Here is a 20,619-nt window from a genome sequence, read left to right on the forward strand (position 1 = left end):
GCAGGTGACTGCGGCTCTTTTCGCTGTCTGCCGTGCGGAGTCGGGCATGTCATCCGCACCGCCGCAATGGCGGCCTGCGCTACTGCCCCGGGGGCGTTCCGCCCTGTGCCGGCAGGGTGCCGGCCGCAGCCGCGTCGGCTTCGCCGCCCGGCAGGTTCGAGCGCACCGTCACCGCATTGGATGCCAGCGGGATGCCGGCCTCGCGCAGGGCCGCATAGATGCGTTTCAGCGCCTCGCGCTGCAGATAGCTCGGCTTCACCGGGCGGCAGGTGAACTTGCAGCGCACGATCATCGCCGTCTCGGTCACCTCCTGCATGCCCTGCAGCTTCAGCGGCATGATGAATTCCTGCGCGAATTCGGGCTGTTCCAGCATCTGCTGGCCAACCTTCTTGATGATCTTGCGCACCTTCTCGAAATCGACCTCGCGGTCGAGGCGGATGGCGAACTTGATCGTCGCCCAGTCGCGCGAGAAATTGGTGATCGCCTGCAGGGTGCCGAAGGGAATGGTGTGGACCTGGCCGCTCTGGTGACGCAGGCGCACCGAGCGCAGCGAGATCTTCTCCACCGTGCCCTTCAGCCGGCCGGTGTCGATATACTCGCCGACGCGGAAGGCGTCGTCGGTCATGAAGAAAAAGCCCGACACGATATCCTTCACCAGTGCCTGCGAGCCGAAGGAAATGGCGAGGCCGATCACGCCGAAGCCGGCCAGCAGCGGTGCGATATCGACGCCCATGGCGGCCAGCACCACCAGCACGGTGATCACGATGACCGCGCCGAAGGCGAGATCGCGGATCACCGGCAGTACCGAGGCGACGCGGCCAAGCACCTTGCGTTCGCCATCCTCGTCTTCGGCAACGGCACCGGGCAGACCGCTGCCCTGCCTGGGCATATGGGCCTCGAAATAGGCGCGCAGGAAACTCCAGATCACCCAGCCGGTGATGCCTGCCGCCACCACCTGCGGCAGCACGCCGGAACCATCGGCCAGTCCCATATCCTGCAGCAGGAAGCGCCATAGCCGGCCGAGCACGAACAGGCCTGCCACCCAGACGATGCCGGTTGCCACCTGGCGGGCAACGACGGCGAGCGCCACCCGGATCGGCGCCGGCGTGGCGGCCGCCTGGCGACGGTCGATGCAGGCGCCGATGATCGCATCGCAGCCGAGAGCGGCAATCGGCAGCAGGATCACCAGCAATTGCGTGGTGCCGGCCGCCGCACCCCAGGAAACCGCCTCCGGCTGTGACGCCGCCATGAAAGCGGCGAAGGCAATCGCCAGGGCGATGACGATCAGCAGCCATGGCAGGCCGCGGGCCATGGTGCGGCGCCACCAGCCGGCGGCCGCGTCCCGTCCCAGCGCCGCGGCGATATCGTGCCGGCCGGCCCAGAACCACCACACTTTCTGCACGGTCAGCACCACCACCATCAGCAGGAACCAGCCCTCGATCACCTGCGGATCGGCACCGGCGCGGGTGGCGAGCAGCACCACGGTGCCGTTCAGCATGCCGAGCACGCCATAGGCCATCCACATGGCGAAATGCCAGCCGGGCCGGGGGATCGGCAGCAGCGGCGCGCGGCCGGCGCCGGACACCGAGCGGGAGGGCGACAGCAGGAAGCGGGCCACGACCACGAACAGCATCGTCACCAGGATGCCGCGCAGCATGTCGCGGCCGGCCAGCAGCATGAACTCGTTGCCCGGCAGGCTGACGCGGCCGATCTGCACGGCGGCCACGGCGAAGACGACGAGGCCGGCAAGGTCGGCGCCGGCGCGGCGCAGGCAGATGCCGAAGCGTGCCAGCAGATCGTCCGCCGCGGCGGTGGCCGGATGGCGCGCCGCGCGCCGCTGCAGGAGACGGGCCGTGAGCCACCGCGCAGCCCAGCCGATCGCGGCCGCCACGGCAAGGACGACGACAAGGCTGAAGAGATAATCGGCAAGGCCGGTGCCACCGGCCTCCTCGCGCCAGCGGGCAGCGAATTGCTGCGGGAGCTCGCCAAGACGCGGCAGGCTCTGCAGTCCGAGGCCGAGGCCGGTTTCGAAAGCCTGCCAGATCCTGGCAAGCATGGCTTCCGACTGCTGCAGATCGGGACCGATGGCCGCCGCGGCCAGCCCCTGGGGATCGGATTGCTGTGCGGCGGCACTGGTGCCGGCGCTCGCGCTGGTGCCGACGGCGGCAGCGATGGTGGTGGCGATGGCCGCGACAACTGCCGGAACCGGCCCGCTCATCGGAGCATGGTTTCGGCAGCGCTGGCGCATCGGCGGCGTGGCGTTCATCGGTATCCGTTTTTCACCCGCGGCCAGTATAGCGAGGGCCTTGGGCGAAGGTCCAGAACGGCCAAAAGCAGAAGGGCCGCATCGCTGCGGCCCTTCCGGAATGGTCATGCGGATGGCGTCAGTTCAGACGGGCCTTGACGTCGCCGATGGCGCGTTCGATCTGCGCGGCGGCAGCCTGGCCCTGCAGCTGCTGGGCCAGCACCTGGCCGGCGGCGGCAATGGCCACCTCGACCGCGGTGTCGCGCACTTCCTGCAGCGCCTGCTTTTCGGCCTGGGCGATCTTGTCCTCGGCCTGCTTGCGGCGCCGCTCCAGACTGGTGCGCAGCTCTTCCTCGGCCTGCCGGGCCAGGATCTTCGCCTCGGCCTCGGCGGCCGCGACGATCTCCTCGGCTTCGCGCAGGGCGTTGCGCTGCTTGCGCTGGTATTCGGCGAACAGGTGCTGCGCCTCGCGGTGCAGCGTCTCCGCCTCGTCCAGTTCCCGCCGGATCTTCGCCGCGCGCTCGTCGAGCTGGGCGCCGAGCTTGCCCGGCACCTTCAGGTAAAAGACCACCGCGAAGAAGGCGATGAAGGCAACCAGAACCCAGAATGTCGGATCGTGCAGCATCGTGATACCTCCGATCCTCAGTTCCGGGCCATCGCGCCGGTCACCGCCGCCTCGACGGCACCTGCCGCCGGGGCCGCGCCGCCGAGCTTGGCCACCACGTCGGAAGCCGTGTCGACCGCCACCGCCTTGAGCGCGCCGAGCGCCTGCTGCTTGGCCGCAAGGATGCGGGCTTCGGCAGCCTTGGTCTGCTCGGCGATCCCGGCCTCGCTGCGGGCGCGGACAGCAGCCGCATCGGCTGCCATCTTCGCCCTCGCATCGCCGGCGATCGTCTGCGCCTTCGTGCGGGCCGCGGCCAGTGCCTGTTCGTATTCGGCAATGGCCTTCTCGGTCTCGCGCTTCAGCCGGGCAGCCTCCTCCAGATCGTGCTCGAGACGCTTCTTGCGCTCGTCGAGCACGCCAGCCACGCGCGGCAGGGCCACCTTCGCCATCAGCAGATAGAGGACGACAAAGGTGATCGCCAGCCAGACGAGCTGGGGCAGGAAGGTTGCTGTTTCGAGCTGAGGCATCTAGCTCAGACGAACAGGATCAGCAGGGCGATCAGCAGCGCGAAGATGCCGAGCGCCTCGGTCACCGCGAAGCCCAGCATCAGGTTGCCGAACAGCTTCGGGGCGGCGCCCGGGTTGCGCAGCGCGCCGTTGAGGAAGTTCGCGAAGATCAGGCCGACGCCGATCGCCGCGCCGCCCATGCCGATAGCAGCGATACCGGCGCCGATCATCTTAGCGGAAGCAAGATCCATGATACTCATCCTTCTCTTGGGTTGGTTCGGTCAGAACAGGTTGATACGGAAAACTCGGAAACTCAGTGATGCTCCATGTTGACCGCCTCGGCCAGGTAGAGGCAGGTCAGGATGGCGAACACATAGGCCTGCAGGAAGGCGATCAGGAATTCCAGCGCGGTCAGCGCGGTCACCATGATCAGCGGCAGCAGGCCGCTGGCCGACAGGGCGCCGCCCATGCCGACCATCGAGACGACGAAGCCGGCAAACACCTTCATGGTGGTGTGGCCCGCCAGCATGTTGGCGCCAAGGCGGAGGCTGAGGCTGATCGGGCGCGACAGATACGAGATGATCTCGATCGGCACGATCACCGGGGCCAGCCACATCGGCACGCCGGCCGGCATGAAATGGGTGAAGAAGTGGATGCCGTTGCGGGCGATGGCGATCAGGGTGACGCCGAGGAAGACCACGATCGCCAGCGCGAAGGTGACGATGATGTGGCTGGTCACCGTGAAGCTGTACGGGATCATGCCCAGCATGTTGCAGAACAGGATGAACATGAACAGCGAGAAGATGAACGGGAAATACTGGCGGCCGTTGGGGCCGACATTCTCGCGCACCATGTTGGCGACGAATTCGTAGGACAGCTCGGCCATCGACTGCAGCCGGCCCGGCACCAGCGCGCGCTGGCGCATGCCGTAGACCATCAGCAGGGTGGCGGCGGCCACCGCCAGCACCATGAACAGCGACGAATTGGTGAACGAGAAGGCCTGCATCTGGCCGCCCTCGCCGCACAGGGCGAGGCACTTGACCTGGAACTGTTCGAGCGGACTGTGTTGAGCCTCAGCCACGTTCAACCCCTTCTTTCTTCGCGGCGGCATCGCGGGCCTCGTCGGCCAGCTGCTGCGCCTGCATCCTCAGTCCCGTGCGGATCGCCGACCACATGGCCGCAGCGATCCCCAGCAAAATAAATCCCAGCAGGCACCACGGCTGGGTGCCGAGCCAGCGGTCGAGCCACCAGCCGATGAAAACCGAAACCCCGACCGCCGCCACCATCTCGATGGCCAGCGACCAGGCCTTGCCCACCGCCCGGGCGCTGCGCGGATCGGCCGTATGCCCTTCGGCTTCGGCCTGCCGGCTGCGGATCCCGGCCAGTTCGGTGCCCAGGCGGTCGAGCGCGGCACGTCCCTGCGCCGCATCCTCTGCCACATCGGTCGTCACACTGGGCGTCACACCCGGTTTCGTCACACCCGGCGCGGCTCCTGGTGCCGGCGGTCGATCCTGTTCGGCCATGGCAGAGCCTCCGGCTGAATCGGGGAACCGCCCCCGGAAAGCGCCGGCACCATAGAAATCCACCCCGCGGGCGTCAAGGTGCCCGCCGCTGCGCCCTGATTTGCGAATCGCTCGCAACTGCTAAATCAACCCCCTTGTAAGATCAGGGTTTTCTTCGCCAATTCGCGATTGCGGAAAATCCCCGGATTCAGCTCCCGCAGAGGCCGGCCGGGCCGCCCCGGGCCTGCGACAATCCGCCGCATCCGGGCCCGGAATCCTAGGCCGGCGGCAGTGTGGCCGGCAGGTCGGCGCAGGGATAGCGCCAGGCCCGCATCATCGGCGGCGGCGCCTGCGGCTCGTGCCGGCGGGGATCGAAATCCAGCAGGGTCACGCCGAAGGCGCCATAGGGGGCACCGGTATCGTCGCAGAGCGGCAGCATCAGGCGGCGGGCGACCCGGCTGCCCGGAACGTCGCCGGCCGGCGTGAAGCCCGAGCGGCCGTAAATCAGCGCCGGGATCTGCGCGACCCGGCACAGCCGGGCATTGATGAAGCCGCCATCCTCGGCCCCCCACAGGCCCACCGGGTCCTTGCCGATGATCGAGAAGCCCCAGGCCTCGTTGAGCCGGTCGCCGGCCAGGCTGCAGACCATCCGGCCGCGGCCGGCATCCAGCCGGAAGATCCACAGCTGCGGCAGGCAGGGCACGATGGCGGCCGGGTCGACGGCGCTGCGCCGCGGCACCAGCCCGCCCTGCCGCCAGGCGGCCCAGCGGTGCAGCAGCAGGCGGCAGATCTCATCCTCCAGCACCGGCCACTGCCCGCGCATGACGATCTCGCCGCTGCCGTCCTCGGCCGGAATGCCGGCATCCGCATCCGTCATGGCGGTGCCGCCGGCAGGCCGGTGCAGAGATAGAGGACGGCGTCGCCATGGGGGTTCACCGGCAGGTCGGCACCGGCCACCGGATCGAAATGGTACAGGGTCATGCCGAACACCCCCCAGGGCCGGCCGCTGCCGTCATCGACCGGCACGATCACCCGCTCGGTGGCCTTGGCCGCGGCATCGGCCGGCTGGATCAGGCGCCGCACCACCTGCACCCCCGGCAGCTGCATCACCTGGCGGTACCGCGCCTGGGTCAGTGCGGCCTGGTCCGGCTGGATGATCTCGCCCAGCGGGCGGCCGGCGATATTGCCGCCCCAGGCGGCATTGACCTGCTCGCCGGCCAGCACGCAGACGAAATCGCTGCTGTCCTCCCGGTACCGGTGCAGCCAGACATGCGGCAGGCAGGAGCGCAGTGCCAGCGGATCGATCGCCCGCCGCGGCATGGTCAGGCCCTGCCGCCGCTCGGCCCAGTGGCGCAGGAAAACCAGCAGGCGCGGATCGGGCAGGGCTGGCCAGGCATCGCAACGCTCGACCACCCGGTCGCGGCCGGCCGGACCTGCGGCCGTGCTGCTCAAGCGGCGGCCCGGCTGCCGCAGGTGCGGCAATGCGGATCGCGCCGCAGCCGCACGGTGCGGAAATCGCCGCGCAATGCATCATACAGCATGAGCCGCCCGGACAGGCTGTCGCCCACCCCGGCGATCTCCTTGACGATCTCCAGCGCCTGCAGGCTGCCCATCACGCCACCCAGCGCACCGAGCACGCCGGCTTCCGAACAGGCCGGGATGCTGCCCGGCGGCGGCGCCTCGGGGAAGACGCAGCGATAGCAGGGATGCGGATCGCCCAGATGCGCCTTGAAGGTCGACAGCTGGCCGTCGAAACGCAGGATCGCCGCCGTCACCAGCGTTTTGCCGAGGCGGAAGCAGGTGTCGTTGACCAGGAAGCGGGTGTCGAAATTGTCGCTGCCATCGGCGATCACATCATAGGCGCCGATGATCCCGTCCGCATTCTCCGCCGTCAGCCGCAGGCTGTGCTCGACCACCCGCACATGCGGGTTGAGCTGCGCGATGGCGACGGCGGCACTCTCGGTCTTGCGCTGGCCGACCCGGTCGGAGGCATGTGCCACCTGCCGCTGCAGGTTGGACAGGCCGACCGTGTCATCGTCGGCGATGCCGATGGTGCCGATGCCGGCGGCGGCCAGATACAGCAGCAGCGGCGAGCCCAGGCCCCCGGCACCGATCACCAGCACGCGCGCGCGCTTCAGCGCCTGCTGACCGGCGCCGCCGATCTCCGGCAGGATGATATGCCGGGCATACCGCTCAAGCTCGTCCGCGGTGAACTGCGTCATGACCGGACGCTAGCAGATGTCACAGCCCGTCGAACAGGGCCGTCGACAGGTAACGTTCGGCGAAGCTCGGGATGATGACGACGACGGTCTTGCCGGCCATGTCCTTGCGCCCGGCCACCTCCAGCGCGGCGGCCATCGCCGCACCCGACGAGATGCCGGCCGGGATGCCTTCCAGCCGCGCCAGCCGGCGCGAGGTCTCGAAGGCGGTCTCGTTGCCGATGGTGATCACTTCGTCGATCAGGCCGGTTTCGAGGTTGCCGGGGATGAAGCCGGCGCCGATGCCCTGGATCTTGTGCGGGCCCGGCTTGCCGCCGGAGATCACCGGGCTGTCCTCCGGCTCGACCGCAACCATGCGCAGCGACGGCTTGCGCTGCTTCAGCACGCTGCCGATGCCGGTCAGCGTGCCACCGGTGCCGACGCCGGAAATCACCACATCGACCTTGCCGCCGGTATCGGTCCAGATCTCTTCGGCGCTGGTGCGGCGGTGGATGTCGGGATTGGCCGGATTCTCGAACTGCTGCGGCATCACCGCGCCGGGGATTTCCTTCAGCAGCTCGTCGGCACGGGCCAGCGCGCCCTTCATGCCCAGCGGCGCCGGGGTGAGGTCGAGCTCGGCGCCGAGGAACTTCAGCATCTTGCGCCGCTCCAGCGACATGCTCTCCGGCATCACCAGGATCAGCCGGTAGCCTTTCGCGGCGGCGACGAAAGCCAGCGCGATGCCGGTATTGCCCGAGGTCGGCTCGACGATGGTGGCACCGGGCTTCAGCCGGCCGCTCTGCTCCATCGCCTCGATCATGGCAATGCCGATGCGGTCCTTCACCGACGACAGCGGGTTGAAGAATTCCAGCTTGGCCAGCAGGTCGGCCTTCGCGCCGGCCTCGGCGGCCAGCCGCTTCACCCGCACCAGCGGCGTCGCCCCGATGGTGTCGACGATCGAGTCGTAGACCCGGCCGCGCGGCGGATTGACGGGACGAATGGTGTTCGGTTTGGCCTCGGTCATGGGTTCCTCCCGCTGCTGCGGATATTTTTTGAAACGGCGGACGGTCGTCTGCAACGACTCATATAGTGAAGTTGTCCGCGCCTTCCAGTTCGGCTTCGAGGCCGGCCCCTTCGGCGCGGGCGCAGAGCTCTTCCATGGTGATCTTGTCGATGCGCGCGAGGATGCTGGCCTGGCATTCGTCCCAGATCGGCTGCACGGTGCGGCGGCCGAGTTCGGAACCGGCCAGGAAACTCTCCTCGCCATCGGCATCCAGCTCGGTGACGATGCGCACGATCTCGCCCACCGTGATGCGGCGGCGTTCGCGGGCCAGCGTATAGCCGCCGCGCGGGCCCCGCACGCCCTTGAGAACGCCGTTGCGCACCAGATGCTGCATCACCTGTTCGAGATAGCGCTGCGGTACATTCTGGCGGGCGGCGATGTCCTTGGACTGCACCGGCTCGGGCCGGGCATGGAAGGCGATATCGACCACCGCTTCCAGCGCGTGCATGGTGCGCCGCGAGCATTTCAGCATGGTTCGGTCTCCTATGCGGTTTTCGCCGCGCCGGTCCCGGTCGAACCGAAACCGCCGGCACCGCGGGCGGTGTCGGGCAGTTCAGCGACCGCGATCCAGTCGACGCGGCTGTAGGCGGCGATCACCATCTGCGCGATGCGTTCGCCGCGGTTGACGACAAAGGGCTGCTGGCCGTGATTGATCAGGATGACGCCGACCTCGCCACGGTAATCGGCATCGACGGTGCCAGGCGCGTTCAGCACGGTCACGCCCTGCTTGAGCGCCAGGCCGGAGCGCGGCCGCACCTGCGCCTCGAAGCCCGGCGGCAGCGCGATGGCGATGCCGGTCGGCACCAGCCGGCGCTCGCCCGGCTGCAGGGTGACCGGCGCATCCACCGCCGCCAGCAGATCGAGGCCGGCGGCATCGGCGGTTGCGTAAGCCGGCAGGGCCAGGCCCTCGGCATGGGGCAGCTGGCGGATGGCGACATGCAGCGGGGACGAACTCGTCATGGACGCAACTCTTTCGGTCTGGCTTTCGATGTGGCGGCGGGCTTGCCTCGGCCGCCAGCGGCCGGGGTGGTGGCGGCCGGGGTGGCGGCGAAGAAATCGGCGATGCGGGCGGCCAGCCGCGCGGCCACCTCGGCCTTGCTCATGGTCGGCCAGTGTTCGGCCGGCTGGTCGCGGCGCACGAGGTGGATGGTGTTGCTGTCGCCGCCGAAGGTGCCGGTGCCCTCGCCGACATCATTGGCGAGAATCCAGTCGCAGCCTTTCGCCCTCAGCTTCTTCCCGGCATATTCGACCACCTTCTCGGTTTCGGCGGCGAAGCCGATCACCAGGGCCGGGCGGCGGCGCGCATCGGTGGTGGCGATGGCGCGCAGGATGTCGGGATTCTCGGCCAGGCGCAGTACCGGCGGCTCGTCGCCGTCCTTCTTCAGCTTCTGGCCGGCCTCGACGGCAACGCGCCAGTCGGCCACCGCGGCGGCGCAGATCACGGCATCCACCGGCAGGTCGAGGAAGCAGGCGGAAAACATGTCGCGCGCCGATTCCACATGCACGGTCTTCACGCCCGGCGGATCTGGCAGGGTCACCGGCCCGGTCACCAGCGTGACTTCGGCGCCTTCGGCCGCCAGCGCGGCGGCAATGGCATGGCCCTGTTTGCCCGACGAACGGTTGGCGATGTAGCGCACCGGGTCGATCGGCTCGTGGGTCGGGCCGGAGGTGACGATCATGCGCCGCCCGGCCAGGCGCCCGGCGCCGTTTGCAGTCCCGCCGGCAGCAGGCCGCGGCAGCGGTTTCGCCGGCGGCGGCGGATCGGCGAACAGGGCCTCGATGGCGGCAACGATCTCGAGCGGCTCGGCCATGCGGCCGGGGCCATATTCGCCGCAGGCCATGTCGCCGTCGCCGGGGCCGATGAAGCGCACGCCGTCCTTCTGCAGCTGGGCGACATTCCTCCGGGTGGCCGGATGCAGCCACATGCGCACATTCATCGCCGGCGCCGCCAGCACCGGCTTGTCGGTGGCCAGCAGCACGGTGGCCGCCATGTCGTCGGCAAGGCCGTGTGCCATGCGCGCCAGCAGGTCGGCGCTGGCCGGCGCCACCACCAGCAGGTCGGCATCGCGCGACAGTTCGATATGGCCCATCTCGGCTTCGTCGGTCAGCGAGAACAGGCTGTCATAGACCTTGTCGCCGCTGAGCGCGGCAACCGAAAGCGGGGTGACGAACTGGTGGGCGGATTTGCTCATCACGCAGCGCACCGCGGCGCCGCGCTCGCGCAGGCGCCGGATCAGGTCCAGCGCCTTGTAGGCGGCAATGCCGCCCGAGATTACCAGCAGGATGCGTTTGCCATTCAGCACGGTCAGCCCCGGCGTTTCCGGCCGGGCTGAAGCCCCGCCGCAATAATCACGCGAAGTATGTGTGTTTCAGGCTAATCCACCCCGCCGCAAATCACAAGACCCGGCGGGATTTATCAGACGTGCTGGCCGCCGTTGATGTGGATTTCCGCCCCGTTCACGTAGGACGAGGTCTGGGTGCAGAGGAAGTAGATGGTCGCGGCGACTTCCTCGGGCTTGCCCAGGCGATGCATCGGGATGTCGCGGCGCACGATCTCGTCGGTGCCGGGCGACAGGATTGAGGTGTCGATCTCGCCCGGCGCGATGGCATTGACCCGCACATTGTGGGGGCCGAATTCCCAGGCCATCTCGCGGGTCAGCGCCGCCAGCGCCGCCTTCGAGGTGGCATAGGCCATGCCGGCGAAGGGATGCACGCGGCTGCCGGCAATGGAGGTGACGTTGACGATGGAGCCCTGGGCCGCCTTCAATTCGGCGAACAGGCCCTTGGCCAGCAGAGCCACCGAGAAGAGATTGACGTTGTAGACATGCATCAGGGCGGCCAGGTCGGTATCCAGCACGCCCATGCGGCTGCCGCCCGGCCCCTTGGGCGAGATCGCGGCGTTGTTGACCAGCGCATCCAGCCTGCCGTCGGGCAGGCGCTTCTTCAGGTCGGCGATGGTCGCCGGCAGCGTCGAGATGTCGTTGAGGTCCATCTGCACATGGCTTTCGGCGCCGCCCTCCCACGGGCAGTGTTCCGAGAAGGGCTGCCGCGAGACCGTGAAGACGCGCCATCCGGCGGCGGAAAAGCGTTTCACGGTGGCATGGCCGATGCCGCGGGAGGCACCGGTGAGGATGAGCGTGCGCTGACGATCTGGCATAGTTGCAAATCTATCGCAGGGCCCTGTGCGGCGCCAGTGGCGGTGATGTTTCAGTCCGGCGCGGCACCGCGCGCGAACAGGCGGGCCACGGCATCGATCTCGTCCGCATCATTCCACACCATGCCGGGGGCAATCGCGAAGCGCGCCACCAGATAGCCGAGATTGAGCGACAGGAACAGGCGGGCCAGACTCTGCGCCGACACGCGGTGCGTCAGCCGGCCTTCTGCCTGCAGCCGCGTGAACAGCCCGGTCAGCGGCTGCCAGACTGCCGCCTGCCACTGCACGGCGAAGCGCTGGCGCAGGGCGGCATCGCGCAGCAGTTCGACCAGCAGCAGGCGCGCCAGATCCGGTGCCTGTTCGATGGCCTGCGCGCGTCCGGTGAGCAGCCCCCGGTGCCAGGCGGCAAGGTCGCCGCCCTGCGCCTCAACGGCCCGGCGCAGGGAATCGAGCGAACCCGGCACCAGATGCGGCAGCACCGCCTCGTCGATCACCGCACGGACAAGGCCGTCCTTGGAACCGAAATGCTTGAACAGCGTCCGCTCGGTCGTCCGGGCCGCCGCCGCGATCTCGCGGGTGCTGGTCTGGGCGACGCCCTGCCGGGCAAACAGCCCGATGGCAGCCCAGAGGATATCAATATGCTTGGTGGGACGCGGACCGCGGGTCATGACGGCCGACCGTACCGGCTTGACGGCTCCGGATAAAGTATATAGTGATTGCTATACTAATTATTTTCCGGAGCCCTCCGAATGACTGCCCTGCCTGCCTGCCTGCACCCGGAGACCCGCGGCGCCATTGCGGCCTACCCGGCCAGCCGCGCCCGGCCGGCCGAACCGCTGCGCCTGCCCTGGGCGCTTAAGCCGCTCGGCTCGGCGGATTACGGCGTCGAGCGCCTGCCGGACGGGCGGCTCTGCTACTGGATCCGCCATGACATCCTGAAGGGCGTCACGCCACGCATGCTGGCCTGGTGGTTCGCGCATCTGGAAGGCGATGTCGAGATCGGCGGCCGGCGCGTCAACCGCTATCGTGCTTGGCATCCCTTCGACCATGTGCATGCCAGCTACGCGCACCGCCTGCCCGATGGCAGTGTCGGCCCCGGCGCGGTGATCCGGCTGCGCGAATATCTCGGCGGCAATCCCGGCTACGCGGTCAACATCACGACCCGTATCGAGAAACTCGACGAGGAGGGCTTCATCCACAATCCGGAGCTGCATGGCATTTCCGGCCTGGCGCGCATGGAGTACCGCTTCACTGCCACCGCCACCGGCACGCTGTATGAAAATTCCCTGCTGGTCGGCGGGCAGGCCGGCTGGCGGCGCACCATCACGCCACTGATGCAGCGGTTCGGATTTCCGCGCCAGCGGGGCCTGGCTTGGCTGCGCCACAATATCGAGGAAGTCGGCCTGCTGGAGAATTTCCTGCCCGCCCTTTACCGGCAGGAAACCGGCCTCGGCGCCTGACACGGCTGCAGATGACGACACCGGGTCGTCGTCCTATGATGCGGCGATGACGACCGAAACCGCCGCGGTGCGGCTCGACAAGTGGCTGTGGATGGTGCGGCTGTGCAAGTCGCGCGCGCTGGCGCAGACCCTGGCCGGCAAGGGGCGCATCCGCATCAACGGCCGGGTGGTCGACAAGCCGCATGCCCTGGTACGAGCGGGCGACGTGCTGACCCTGCCGCTGCCCGGCGGGGTGCGCGTGCTGCGGGTGACCCGCCTGCCCCTGCGTCGCGGACCGGCCGCCGAGGCCCAGGCGACCTATGCGGAAATCCCGCCGCCTGAAAACCGGCCGGCGCCGGAGGCGGGATTGCCATTTTCATATGTACACAAATAATTGACCGGTTTATGCTGCTGTGCTACCCGACTGCCGCTGCCGCCCCATATTGGCAGCGGCTGCAGGCGGCCGTGACCGGGCCGCGCAGCGACCGGACGTTCAGCGAGGGTTCCGTCGATGACCTATGTGGTGACCGAGCAGTGCATCAAGTGCAAGTACATGGATTGCGTCGAGGTTTGCCCGGTCGACTGCTTCTATGTCGGCGAGAACATGCTGGTCATCAATCCCGATGAATGCATCGACTGCGGCGTCTGCGAGCCGGAATGCCCGGCCGAGGCGATCCTGCCCGATACCGACAACCGGGCGGAATCCTGGGTCGAGATGAACCGCGAATATGCCGCGAAATGGCCGAACATCACCCGCAAGGGCGAGGCCCCGTCCGATGCCGACCAGTGGAAAGGCGTCGAGGGCAAGTTCGAGAAGCATTTCAGCCCCAACCCCGGCACCTCCGGCAGCTGACCCAACGGCTGACTGGCGACTGCTGACTGGCTGCTGCCAGTTGTCCGTGCCACGGGCGGCCCTTCCGATATCCCGGATTTCTATTATTGCGCGAAGCTCTGACGACTTGCGCGCCCTGATGGCTGCTGTCCAATGCAGGCCGCATGTGGTATATATGTAACCGAACAATAACCTCGTCGGCGGATCATGGCTGAACGAGCGGAGCAATTTCCGGGCTGCTTACCGGAGGTTGCGCCTGATGGATTTGGTTTCGACTGAGGCATGCATGTTGCGCCGGGTTCCTGCCGGAACCTGCGGAATGGCTGTTCCGTCGCGATGACACGAAACGAGGGTGGCAAGTGAAGAAAGCCAAGACCAGCAAGACCGGCAGCACGACCCGGAGCAAGGCCGCCGCCAAGACGAAGGCCGTGAAGCCGGCCGCCCGCGCAGCAGCCACCAAGAAACCGGCCACCGTCAAGAGCGCCAAGGCCGCCAAGCCGGCAGCGAAACCTGCCGCCAAGGCCCCTGCCAGGGCCGCCGCGAAACCCGCCGCCAAGACCCCGGCCAAGGCTGCCGCCAGGACCACGGCTGCCGCCGCCAGGAAAAAGCCCGAGGCGAAGCCGGCCAAGGCGGCCGCGCCGGCCAAGGTGGCGGCAAAGGCCGCCGCCCAGAAGCCGGCTGCCGCCAAGCCGGCCGCGAAGACCATGCCGGTCCGGCCGATGGCCGTTTCGGCCCCGCCCAGCCGGCCGCTGCCGCAGCCGGTGAAGCCCGCCGCGGCCGAACCCAAGCAGCCGTCGCAGCCGATCAAGGTGGTGCCGCTGAAGCCGGTGCCGGCCAAGGTGAAAATGGATTTTGCCGCCGGCGACCATGTCGTCTATCCGACCCATGGCGTCGGCAAGATCCTGCGCATCGAGCGCCAGATGATTGCCGGTTTCGAGCTGGAGCTGATGGTGGTCGAATTCGAGCGCGACAAGATGACGGTGCGGGTGCCGCTGTCGAAGGTCAACTCGGTCGGCATCCGCAAGCTCAGCTCGCCGCAGAAGATGAAATCGGCGCTGGACACCCTGAAGGGCCGCGCCCGCGTCAAGCGGGCGATGTGGTCGCGCCGCGCCCAGGAATACGAGGCCAAGATCAATTCCGGCGACCCGGTATCGATTGCCGAGGTGGTGCGCGACCTGCACCGCAACGCCGGCCAGCCCGACCAGAGCTATTCCGAGCGGCAGATTTACGAATCCGCCCTCGACCGGCTGATGCGCGAACTGGCCGCCGTGGAGCGGATCGACGAGGATTCCGCCACCAAGAAGCTGGAAAAGATTCTCAAGGTGGCGTGACGGACCCGGCGGGCGGCAGTCCGCCGCCCCCTGCCTTTCGTTTTGCTGAATGGGTCCGGCAGCATTGGTTGCCGGACCCATTTCGTTTTAAGCTGCCCTTATCACCCGATTCGTGAGCGACTTGTCCGCGCCTTCTTCGAACCGACCCGTCCAGGCTGCCGCCTCCCCCGAGGCTTTCGCCGTGCTGCGCCATGCCCGGCGCATCTGGGCGGTCGCCGCCATCCATGCCGAGACCACCCGCCTGCGCGAGGCGCACCAGGAACTGGCCGCCCGCGTGCTGCCCGGCGACCGGCTGATCTACCTGGGCAACCTGACCGGCCATGGCGCCGACGCGCTTGCCACCTTCGACGAACTGCTGGCCTTCCGCCGCGACTTCCTCTGCCTGCCGGGCGTCGAGCCCGAGGACATCGTGTATCTGCGCGGCGCGCAGGAGGAGATGTGGCGCAAGCTGCTGCAGATCCAGTTCGCGCCGGGCCCCGGCGAGGTTTTCGACTGGATGCTGCGCCACGGGCTGGAACCGTCCCTGCGCGGCTACGGCGTCGACCCGCGGCAGGTGCGCGGCATCCTGCGCGAGGGCGCGCTGGCGGTCAGCCGCTGGACCAATGTCCTGCGCACCGCAATCCGCAAGCATCCGGGCCATGACGACCTGTTCGGCAGCCTGCGGCGGGCGGCCTACACCGCCGGCGGCGAATTGCTGTTCGTGCATGCCGGCATCGATCCCCATGCCCCGCTGGAGGCCCAGTCGGATCACCTGTGGTGGGGATCACCCTCCTTCCGCGGCATGCCGCAGCCCTATGCCGGCTTCCGCCGGGTGATCAGCGGCTGCAACCCCCGCGGGGAAGGCGCGCATCTCGATGCCTTCACCTGTTGCCTCGATGGCGGGGCCGGCTTTGGCGGGCCGCTGAACGTGGCCTGTTTCTCGCTGGACGGCGCGATCGTCGAGAGTTTCGCGATCTGAAGCGGTCTGATATACCCCCAATATGAGCGAACCGGCCGACCTGCAGCCTCTGGTGAATGCGTTTCTGGCTGATGACCGGCCTGCCCTTGACGGGTATATGGCCGGGAATGGCGCCACCCTGGCCGGGCTGATCTGGAATCCCGCACTGACCGATTGCCCGGAGCAGCCGCTGGCCCATGCCCTGTCGCACTGGCTGGCGATCCGCGGCGATGCCGACCTGCCGCCGGTCAGCGCCGTCTCGCCCTTCGACCTGCGGCCGGCGCTGGGCTTCATTCTGCTGATCGATGTGATCGATGACGGCCGCGACGGACGGTTCCGCCTGTATGGCACCAAGGTCGCCGAAATGTACGGCGAGGACATGACCGGGCGGCTGGTCTCGGAAGTTGGCGGCAACAATTACATGACCCGGCTGATGCGGGCGCTGTACCGGGCCGCCCTGCTGCGCCGGCAGGCGGTATTCAGCCACCACCTGCCGCCGCCCCATGTCTCGGTCACCGCCTGGAAGCGACTGATTCTGCCACTGACCGGACCGGACGGAGCGGTCATCCGTTTCCTGAGCGTCAACCTACCCGGTGCCTGGCGCCCGGCCCCGATGCAGCGGCGACCGCTGCCCATGGAAGACGGCGCGTAGTTCGCGCGCAAAACTGCAACCGTGTGAACACGAAACCGTGAGGTGATCCGCGCCCCGGTTCCGTGCGTAGAATGAGCAGACCTGCGAGGCTGCCATGACACACGACCGTACTCATGCGCGTTTGGGACACGCCTCGTCCGACGCCAGTGACCGTGCCTTCGTGCGCCGGGCGATGCGTCTGCCACTGCTCTCCCCTGACGAGGAAGCGGCGCTGGCGCGGCGCTGGCGCGACACCCAGGACCAGACCGCCATGCACCGGCTGGTCACGCCGCATATGCGGCTGGTGATCTCGACCGCGGTCCGCTTCCGTCATTACGGCCTGCCCCTGAACGACCTGATCCAGGAAGGCAATCTCGGCCTGATGCAGGCCGCCACCCGCTTCGAACCCGAGCGCGAGGTGCGCTTTGCCACCTATGCCGCCTGGTGGATCCGCGCCGCGATCCAGGATTTCGTGCTGCGCAACTGGTCGATCGTGCGCACCGGCACGACGGCCGCCCACAAATCCCTCTTCTTCAACCTGCGCCGGCTGCGCAACCGCATCGAGGGCGGCGGCCGCGAGGCGCTCAGCCCGGAAGGCCGCCACAAGCTGGCCCGCCAGCTGAAAGTCAGCGAAGGCGATGTCCGCCACATGGAAAGCCGGCTGGCCGCGGTCGACCGGTCGCTGAACGCGGTGGTCAGCGAAGACGGCGAGTCGGTCTGGCAGGATCTGCTGGTCGACGACCGGCCGACACCGGAGGAAACCGCCATGCTGCGCCATGACAGCCGGCTGCGCGCCCGCTGGATCGGCAATGCGCTGGAGACCCTGCCGGCGCGCGAGCGGACAATCGTGCGGGCGCGTTTTTTCAGCGAGGAGACGGTGACCCTGGAACGGCTGGGCGTGCGGCTCGGCATTTCCAAGGAACGCGTGCGCCAGCTCGAGCACCAGGCGCTGAAGCGCCTGCGCGGCCGGCTCGGCGATATTCCCGACCTGCAGCAGCCCGCCGCCGCGCCTATTCCACGATCTTGACGCGCTGGCCGGGCTGGATCGTCTCGCCCGTGCGCAGGCCGTTCAGCACCCGGAACTGCTCCAGCTTCAGCCGCGCGAATGGCAGCCGGTCGGCAAAGGCCTGTTCGGTATCGCCCGGCCGCACCGGCACGACTTTCAGCCGCAGCGGCCGCACGGCTTTCGCCTCGGCCTCGGAAAGATATTTCAGCGTATTCACGCTGCGGATCATGGCCGCCTCGATCTTCGCCAGTCCGCCGGCCGGGGCGATGACCACGAAGCGCAGGATGTCATCGGTGGGAAAGCCCACCGCGATGAACCGCAGATCGGCATTGCCGCCGCTTTTCAGCTGCACCCGCGCGGTGCCGGTCGCCGCCGGCATGCCGTTGACCTTGATCGCCTCGGCATCGCGCAGGCGCAGGTTGGGCACCCACTGGCGGGTCAGGTAGTCGAGCGCGCTGCGCGAGGCCTGCACCTTCTTCCGGTCGCGTTCCATGTCGAACTGCAGCTTGCCGCCCGGCCCCGAGGCCAGCACCGCATCGCTGGAATTGACGATGCGCCAGTCGTCGGGCACCGAAAAGCTGAAGCGCAGGCCCGGATGCAGGAAGCTGCTGCCGCGCACCACGCCTTCCTTCGGGTCGTCGCCGTAGAGCATGCCGTCGATGCGGTCGAGATAGGCGTCGCGGCGGTAGACCGGGCTGGCCGGATGCGTATCGGCCTCGGCGATCGCGGCGCGCACGCGGTCGGGCCCGCGCGGATGCGTGGCGAACAGGTCCATGGTGCGGTCGCGGCCGGCCTGGCCGGCCAGCTTCGTCGCCAGGTCGCTGTAATCCGACAGCGACTGCAGGAAGGCCGCCTGGGCATCGGGGCCGTAGCCGACCTGGCTGATCAGCCGCACGCCGACCAGATCCGCCTCGAACTCGTTCTCGCGCGAATAGCCAGCCAGCCACATGCCGCCAAACAGCTGCCCGGCCTGACCGATCAGGTCGCCCACCGCCTGTCCTCCGAAGACACTGCCGAGGATCGAGCCTACGGCAACGCCGAGATTGGTGCCGAAGGCACGGTCATACCGTTTCTCGGAGTGATGTGAGATGACATGGCCGATCTCGTGGCCGAGCACGCCGGCCGCCTCGGCCTCGTTGTTGGCCAGCGCCAGCGTGCCGCGGGTGATGTAGACATAGCCGCCGGGCAGCGCGAAGGCATTCACCACCGGCGAGTTCAGCACGGTGAAGGTGAAGCTGTCCGCAGGCTCGCCGGACTGCGCCGCCAGCCGGCCGGCGATGCCGGCGACATAGGCACCGATCTGCGGATCGTCATAGGCGCCGCCGAATTGCTGCAGGATCTTCGGATGCTCCTGGGCACCGAGCTTCCTCGCATCCTCGGGCGACATGAAAATCTGCGCCGCGGCCGGCGGCGCCGGCAGCACCGCAGCAAGGGCGCTGGCTGCGGCCAGCGCCAGGACGGGAAGAATGTGGCGCAGCCGCGTCATGGTCAGCGCCCGGTGAAGGCGGCGGTGCGCCGTTCGACGAAACTGGCGACGCCTTCCTTCACGTCCTCGGTCTGCATCAGCGCCATCTGGGTCGGGCGGAAATCGGCCACGGCGGCCGCCGGGCCGTGATCGACCGCCAGCCGCGCATTGCGCAGGGTGGCGGCGACCGCCAGCGGCGCCTGCGCGGCGATCCGCTGCGCCATCCGCATCGCCGCGGCGAACTGGCCGCCCGGCTCGGTGACCTCCTGCACGAAGCCCAGCCGCAGCGCGGTGGCCACGTCGAATTCGTCGCCGGTGAGCAGATAGCGCATCGCATTGCCCCAGCCGGCTCGCTCGACCATGCGGATGGTGGCGCCGCCCGTGGCCATGATGCCGCGCTTCACCTCCAGCTGGCTGAAGCGGCAGTCGCTGGCGGCGATCACCACATCGGCAGCCAGCATCAGCTCGATGCCGATGGTAAACGTGATGCCCTGCACGGCCACCACCACCGGCTTGCTGCGGAAGGGCGGCACATTGTTGCAGGGATCGATCTGGCCCGGCGCCGCCAGCAGGTCCTTCTCGCCCATCAGCGGTGCCACTTTCGGCAGGTCGAGGCCGGCAGTGAAATGCGGCCCTTCCGCATACAGCACGGCGACACGGGCCTCGCCATCCGCCTCGAAGGCGGTATAGGCGGCAGCCAGTTCCTTCAGCATCTTCGGGGTGAAGCCGTTCAGCTTGGCCGGGCGGTTCAGGCCGATCACGAAAACCGCGCCATCGCGCCGGGTGAGAATCTCGCCATCCGGATGGCTGCTGGGCGCTGTACTCATGTCGCGGGGTCCTCTCTCTGCGCCGGCAAGTCTTCCATAGCCGGCGGCGGCGCGGCAAGCTGCCGTAGAGATAGGGTCGATTCATGGCAGCAGGAGGGCAGCTTGCCCGATTTCCGCATCGAGGCGCAGTTCGCCGGGCCGGTCTGCGGCATCGACGAGGCCGGCCGCGGCCCCTGGGCCGGGCCGGTGGTGGCCGCCGCGGCCATCCTTGATCCGCAGCGGCTGCCGCCGGGCATCGACGATTCCAAGAAGCTGTCGCCGGCCCGGCGCGAGGCGCTGTTCGCCGCGGTGCTGGACTGCGCGGCAGTCGGCATCGGCGCCGCCAGCGTCGCCGAGATCGAGCGGCTGAACATCCTCGGCGCCACCCTGCTGGCAATGCGCCGCGCCGTGGCCGCCCTGCCGGTGGTGCCGGCCCGGGCGCTGGTCGACGGCAAGCATTGCCCGCAGCTCGCCTGTCCGGCGCTGGCGGTGGTCGACGGCGATGCGAAAAGCCTGTCGATTGCCGCCGCCTCGATCGTCGCCAAGGTGATCCGCGACCGGGCGATGACCCGCCTCGGCCGCCGCTATCCGGCCTATGCCTGGGCCGACAACAAGGGCTACGGCACGGCGGCGCACCGGGCCGGACTGGCGGCCGCCGGCATCTCGCCACATCACAGACTAGGTTTTGCGCCTCTGAGACGGCTGATGACTCAAGATGTGGTAAATGCAGATGATGAATCCACGTTAACCAGTTGATAATCCAAAGAATCTAATGACTTGCGGGTCACTTCTGGGGGATGATCCGCACATGGCGCCGAGCTTTACCGACCCGACCCGCAAGCCGTTCCGCAAGGGCCATCTCAGCCTGGTGACGGCCAATCCCGATACCGGGCGGCGCAC

General features: G+C 68.3%; 25 protein-coding genes. 8 read left to right on the forward strand and 17 right to left on the reverse strand.

Annotated features, from left to right (window positions below; all coding sequences use genetic code 11):
- Positions 1-79: 79 nt before the first annotated feature.
- The 15 genes from ACEQZY_RS10705 to ACEQZY_RS10775 form a co-directional block, all read right to left on the reverse strand.
- Positions 80-2,218 (reverse strand): mechanosensitive ion channel family protein, encoded by a 2,139-nt coding sequence (locus tag ACEQZY_RS10705; RefSeq protein ID WP_370154186.1) that lies wholly within the window; start codon positions 2,216-2,218, stop codon positions 80-82.
- Between the two features lie 166 nt (positions 2,219-2,384).
- Positions 2,385-2,870: a F0F1 ATP synthase subunit B gene (locus tag ACEQZY_RS10710; RefSeq protein WP_341704458.1), complete on the reverse strand. Its 486-nt coding sequence runs from the start codon at positions 2,868-2,870 to the stop codon at positions 2,385-2,387.
- Positions 2,871-2,887: 17 nt separating this feature from the next.
- Positions 2,888-3,376: a F0F1 ATP synthase subunit B' gene (locus ACEQZY_RS10715; RefSeq protein ID WP_341704457.1), complete on the reverse strand. Its 489-nt coding sequence runs from the start codon at positions 3,374-3,376 to the stop codon at positions 2,888-2,890.
- A 5-nt stretch (positions 3,377-3,381) separates the two neighbouring features.
- Positions 3,382-3,606 (reverse strand): F0F1 ATP synthase subunit C, encoded by a 225-nt coding sequence (locus tag ACEQZY_RS10720; RefSeq protein ID WP_144068315.1) that lies wholly within the window; start codon positions 3,604-3,606, stop codon positions 3,382-3,384.
- A 62-nt stretch (positions 3,607-3,668) separates the two neighbouring features.
- Complete coding sequence (locus tag ACEQZY_RS10725) at positions 3,669-4,436, reverse strand: F0F1 ATP synthase subunit A (RefSeq protein ID WP_341704456.1); 768 nt, start codon at positions 4,434-4,436, stop codon at positions 3,669-3,671.
- Positions 4,429-4,878 carry an AtpZ/AtpI family protein gene (locus ACEQZY_RS10730; protein ID WP_370154191.1) on the reverse strand — a complete coding sequence of 150 codons (450 nt, stop codon included), beginning with the start codon at positions 4,876-4,878 and terminating at the stop codon, positions 4,429-4,431. Before ACEQZY_RS10730 ends, ACEQZY_RS10725 begins: the two co-directional genes overlap by 8 nt.
- A gap of 256 nt (positions 4,879-5,134) precedes the next feature.
- Positions 5,135-5,734, reverse strand: coding sequence for a PAS domain-containing protein (locus tag ACEQZY_RS10735; RefSeq protein WP_341704454.1), 600 nt, complete (start codon positions 5,732-5,734; stop codon positions 5,135-5,137).
- Positions 5,731-6,309, reverse strand: a complete 579-nt coding sequence (locus tag ACEQZY_RS10740; protein WP_370154194.1) for a PAS domain-containing protein — start codon at positions 6,307-6,309, stop codon at positions 5,731-5,733. Before ACEQZY_RS10740 ends, ACEQZY_RS10735 begins: the two co-directional genes overlap by 4 nt.
- Positions 6,306-7,079 (reverse strand): ThiF family adenylyltransferase, encoded by a 774-nt coding sequence (locus ACEQZY_RS10745; RefSeq protein ID WP_370154197.1) that lies wholly within the window; start codon positions 7,077-7,079, stop codon positions 6,306-6,308. The genes ACEQZY_RS10740 and ACEQZY_RS10745 overlap by 4 nt, the downstream gene beginning before the upstream one ends.
- A gap of 19 nt (positions 7,080-7,098) precedes the next feature.
- Entirely contained in the window at positions 7,099-8,079 is a 981-nt protein-coding gene (cysK, locus tag ACEQZY_RS10750; RefSeq protein ID WP_370154200.1) for a cysteine synthase A, read from the reverse strand.
- Positions 8,080-8,137: 58 nt separating this feature from the next.
- Entirely contained in the window at positions 8,138-8,590 is a 453-nt protein-coding gene (locus ACEQZY_RS10755; protein WP_341704450.1) for an Rrf2 family transcriptional regulator, read from the reverse strand.
- Between the two features lie 11 nt (positions 8,591-8,601).
- Positions 8,602-9,078, reverse strand: coding sequence for a dUTP diphosphatase (dut, locus tag ACEQZY_RS10760; protein WP_341704449.1), 477 nt, complete (start codon positions 9,076-9,078; stop codon positions 8,602-8,604).
- Positions 9,075-10,421 carry a bifunctional phosphopantothenoylcysteine decarboxylase/phosphopantothenate--cysteine ligase CoaBC gene (gene coaBC, locus ACEQZY_RS10765; protein WP_370154205.1) on the reverse strand — a complete coding sequence of 449 codons (1,347 nt, stop codon included), beginning with the start codon at positions 10,419-10,421 and terminating at the stop codon, positions 9,075-9,077. Before coaBC ends, dut begins: the two co-directional genes overlap by 4 nt.
- 113 nt (positions 10,422-10,534) lie before the next feature.
- Complete coding sequence (locus ACEQZY_RS10770; RefSeq protein ID WP_341704447.1) at positions 10,535-11,275, reverse strand: SDR family oxidoreductase; 741 nt, start codon at positions 11,273-11,275, stop codon at positions 10,535-10,537.
- 50 nt (positions 11,276-11,325) lie between these two features.
- The gene (locus tag ACEQZY_RS10775; RefSeq protein ID WP_341704446.1) at positions 11,326-11,940 is read right to left on the reverse strand and encodes a helix-turn-helix domain-containing protein; all 615 of its coding nucleotides are present in this window, start codon (positions 11,938-11,940) and stop codon (positions 11,326-11,328) included.
- Between the two features lie 81 nt (positions 11,941-12,021).
- On the opposite strand from ACEQZY_RS10775, the gene ACEQZY_RS10780 reads away from it, so the two are divergent.
- The 7 genes from ACEQZY_RS10780 to ACEQZY_RS10810 all read left to right on the forward strand — a co-directional run bounded on the left by ACEQZY_RS10780 (position 12,022) and on the right by ACEQZY_RS10810 (position 17,469).
- Complete coding sequence (locus ACEQZY_RS10780) at positions 12,022-12,732, forward strand: DAPG hydrolase family protein (RefSeq protein WP_341704445.1); 711 nt, start codon at positions 12,022-12,024, stop codon at positions 12,730-12,732.
- A 46-nt stretch (positions 12,733-12,778) separates the two neighbouring features.
- Positions 12,779-13,105, forward strand: coding sequence for an RNA-binding S4 domain-containing protein (locus tag ACEQZY_RS10785; protein WP_370154215.1), 327 nt, complete (start codon positions 12,779-12,781; stop codon positions 13,103-13,105).
- A gap of 117 nt (positions 13,106-13,222) precedes the next feature.
- Complete coding sequence (gene fdxA / locus ACEQZY_RS10790) at positions 13,223-13,564, forward strand: ferredoxin FdxA (protein WP_341704443.1); 342 nt, start codon at positions 13,223-13,225, stop codon at positions 13,562-13,564.
- A 338-nt stretch (positions 13,565-13,902) separates the two neighbouring features.
- A complete protein-coding gene (locus ACEQZY_RS10795; RefSeq protein ID WP_370154218.1) occupies positions 13,903-14,874 on the forward strand; it encodes a CarD family transcriptional regulator in 972 nt (323 codons plus the stop codon).
- Between the two features lie 181 nt (positions 14,875-15,055).
- Positions 15,056-15,832, forward strand: coding sequence for a hypothetical protein (locus tag ACEQZY_RS10800; RefSeq protein ID WP_341705283.1), 777 nt, complete (start codon positions 15,056-15,058; stop codon positions 15,830-15,832).
- A gap of 22 nt (positions 15,833-15,854) precedes the next feature.
- Positions 15,855-16,463 (forward strand): PAS domain-containing protein, encoded by a 609-nt coding sequence (locus ACEQZY_RS10805; RefSeq protein ID WP_341705282.1) that lies wholly within the window; start codon positions 15,855-15,857, stop codon positions 16,461-16,463.
- Positions 16,464-16,557: 94 nt separating this feature from the next.
- Positions 16,558-17,469, forward strand: a complete 912-nt coding sequence (locus ACEQZY_RS10810) for an RNA polymerase factor sigma-32 (protein ID WP_370154221.1) — start codon at positions 16,558-16,560, stop codon at positions 17,467-17,469.
- Here ACEQZY_RS10810 and ACEQZY_RS10815 read toward each other — a convergent pair.
- Complete coding sequence (locus tag ACEQZY_RS10815) at positions 17,453-18,934, reverse strand: M48 family metalloprotease (RefSeq protein ID WP_370154223.1); 1,482 nt, start codon at positions 18,932-18,934, stop codon at positions 17,453-17,455. The genes ACEQZY_RS10810 and ACEQZY_RS10815 overlap by 17 nt on opposite strands.
- A gap of 2 nt (positions 18,935-18,936) precedes the next feature.
- Entirely contained in the window at positions 18,937-19,740 is an 804-nt protein-coding gene (locus ACEQZY_RS10820; protein WP_370154226.1) for a crotonase/enoyl-CoA hydratase family protein, read from the reverse strand.
- Positions 19,741-19,842: 102 nt separating this feature from the next.
- Between ACEQZY_RS10820 and ACEQZY_RS10825 the strand changes: the two genes are divergently transcribed.
- Positions 19,843-20,475 carry a ribonuclease HII gene (locus tag ACEQZY_RS10825; protein WP_370154229.1) on the forward strand — a complete coding sequence of 211 codons (633 nt, stop codon included), beginning with the start codon at positions 19,843-19,845 and terminating at the stop codon, positions 20,473-20,475.
- Positions 20,476-20,619: the final 144 nt, after the last annotated feature.

This window comes from Ferrovibrio sp. (genome assembly GCF_964218355.1).
Classification (GTDB): Bacteria; Pseudomonadota; Alphaproteobacteria; order Ferrovibrionales; family Ferrovibrionaceae; genus Ferrovibrio.

What these genes read in the sequence shown, in the direction of transcription:
- ACEQZY_RS10705 (WP_370154186.1), bottom strand. Translation starts at nt 2,218, where the DNA reads ATGAGCGGGCCGGTTCCGGCAGTTGTCGCGGCCATCGCCACCACCATC.
- ACEQZY_RS10710 (WP_341704458.1), bottom strand. Translation starts at nt 2,870, where the DNA reads ATGCTGCACGATCCGACATTCTGGGTTCTGGTTGCCTTCATCGCCTTC.
- ACEQZY_RS10715 (WP_341704457.1), bottom strand. Translation starts at nt 3,376, where the DNA reads ATGCCTCAGCTCGAAACAGCAACCTTCCTGCCCCAGCTCGTCTGGCTG.
- ACEQZY_RS10720 (WP_144068315.1), bottom strand. Translation starts at nt 3,606, where the DNA reads ATGGATCTTGCTTCCGCTAAGATGATCGGCGCCGGTATCGCTGCTATC.
- ACEQZY_RS10730 (WP_370154191.1), bottom strand. Translation starts at nt 4,878, where the DNA reads ATGGCCGAACAGGATCGACCGCCGGCACCAGGAGCCGCGCCGGGTGTG.
- ACEQZY_RS10735 (WP_341704454.1), bottom strand. Translation starts at nt 5,734, where the DNA reads ATGACGGATGCGGATGCCGGCATTCCGGCCGAGGACGGCAGCGGCGAG.
- ACEQZY_RS10745 (WP_370154197.1), bottom strand. Translation starts at nt 7,079, where the DNA reads ATGACGCAGTTCACCGCGGACGAGCTTGAGCGGTATGCCCGGCATATC.
- cysK (WP_370154200.1), bottom strand. Translation starts at nt 8,079, where the DNA reads ATGACCGAGGCCAAACCGAACACCATTCGTCCCGTCAATCCGCCGCGC.
- ACEQZY_RS10755 (WP_341704450.1), bottom strand. Translation starts at nt 8,590, where the DNA reads ATGCTGAAATGCTCGCGGCGCACCATGCACGCGCTGGAAGCGGTGGTC.
- dut (WP_341704449.1), bottom strand. Translation starts at nt 9,078, where the DNA reads ATGACGAGTTCGTCCCCGCTGCATGTCGCCATCCGCCAGCTGCCCCAT.
- ACEQZY_RS10770 (WP_341704447.1), bottom strand. Translation starts at nt 11,275, where the DNA reads ATGCCAGATCGTCAGCGCACGCTCATCCTCACCGGTGCCTCCCGCGGC.
- ACEQZY_RS10775 (WP_341704446.1), bottom strand. Translation starts at nt 11,940, where the DNA reads ATGACCCGCGGTCCGCGTCCCACCAAGCATATTGATATCCTCTGGGCT.
- ACEQZY_RS10780 (WP_341704445.1), top strand. Translation starts at nt 12,022, where the DNA reads ATGACTGCCCTGCCTGCCTGCCTGCACCCGGAGACCCGCGGCGCCATT.
- ACEQZY_RS10785 (WP_370154215.1), top strand. Translation starts at nt 12,779, where the DNA reads ATGACGACCGAAACCGCCGCGGTGCGGCTCGACAAGTGGCTGTGGATG.
- fdxA (WP_341704443.1), top strand. Translation starts at nt 13,223, where the DNA reads ATGACCTATGTGGTGACCGAGCAGTGCATCAAGTGCAAGTACATGGAT.
- ACEQZY_RS10805 (WP_341705282.1), top strand. Translation starts at nt 15,855, where the DNA reads ATGAGCGAACCGGCCGACCTGCAGCCTCTGGTGAATGCGTTTCTGGCT.
- ACEQZY_RS10810 (WP_370154221.1), top strand. Translation starts at nt 16,558, where the DNA reads ATGACACACGACCGTACTCATGCGCGTTTGGGACACGCCTCGTCCGAC.
- ACEQZY_RS10815 (WP_370154223.1), bottom strand. Translation starts at nt 18,934, where the DNA reads ATGACGCGGCTGCGCCACATTCTTCCCGTCCTGGCGCTGGCCGCAGCC.
- ACEQZY_RS10820 (WP_370154226.1), bottom strand. Translation starts at nt 19,740, where the DNA reads ATGAGTACAGCGCCCAGCAGCCATCCGGATGGCGAGATTCTCACCCGG.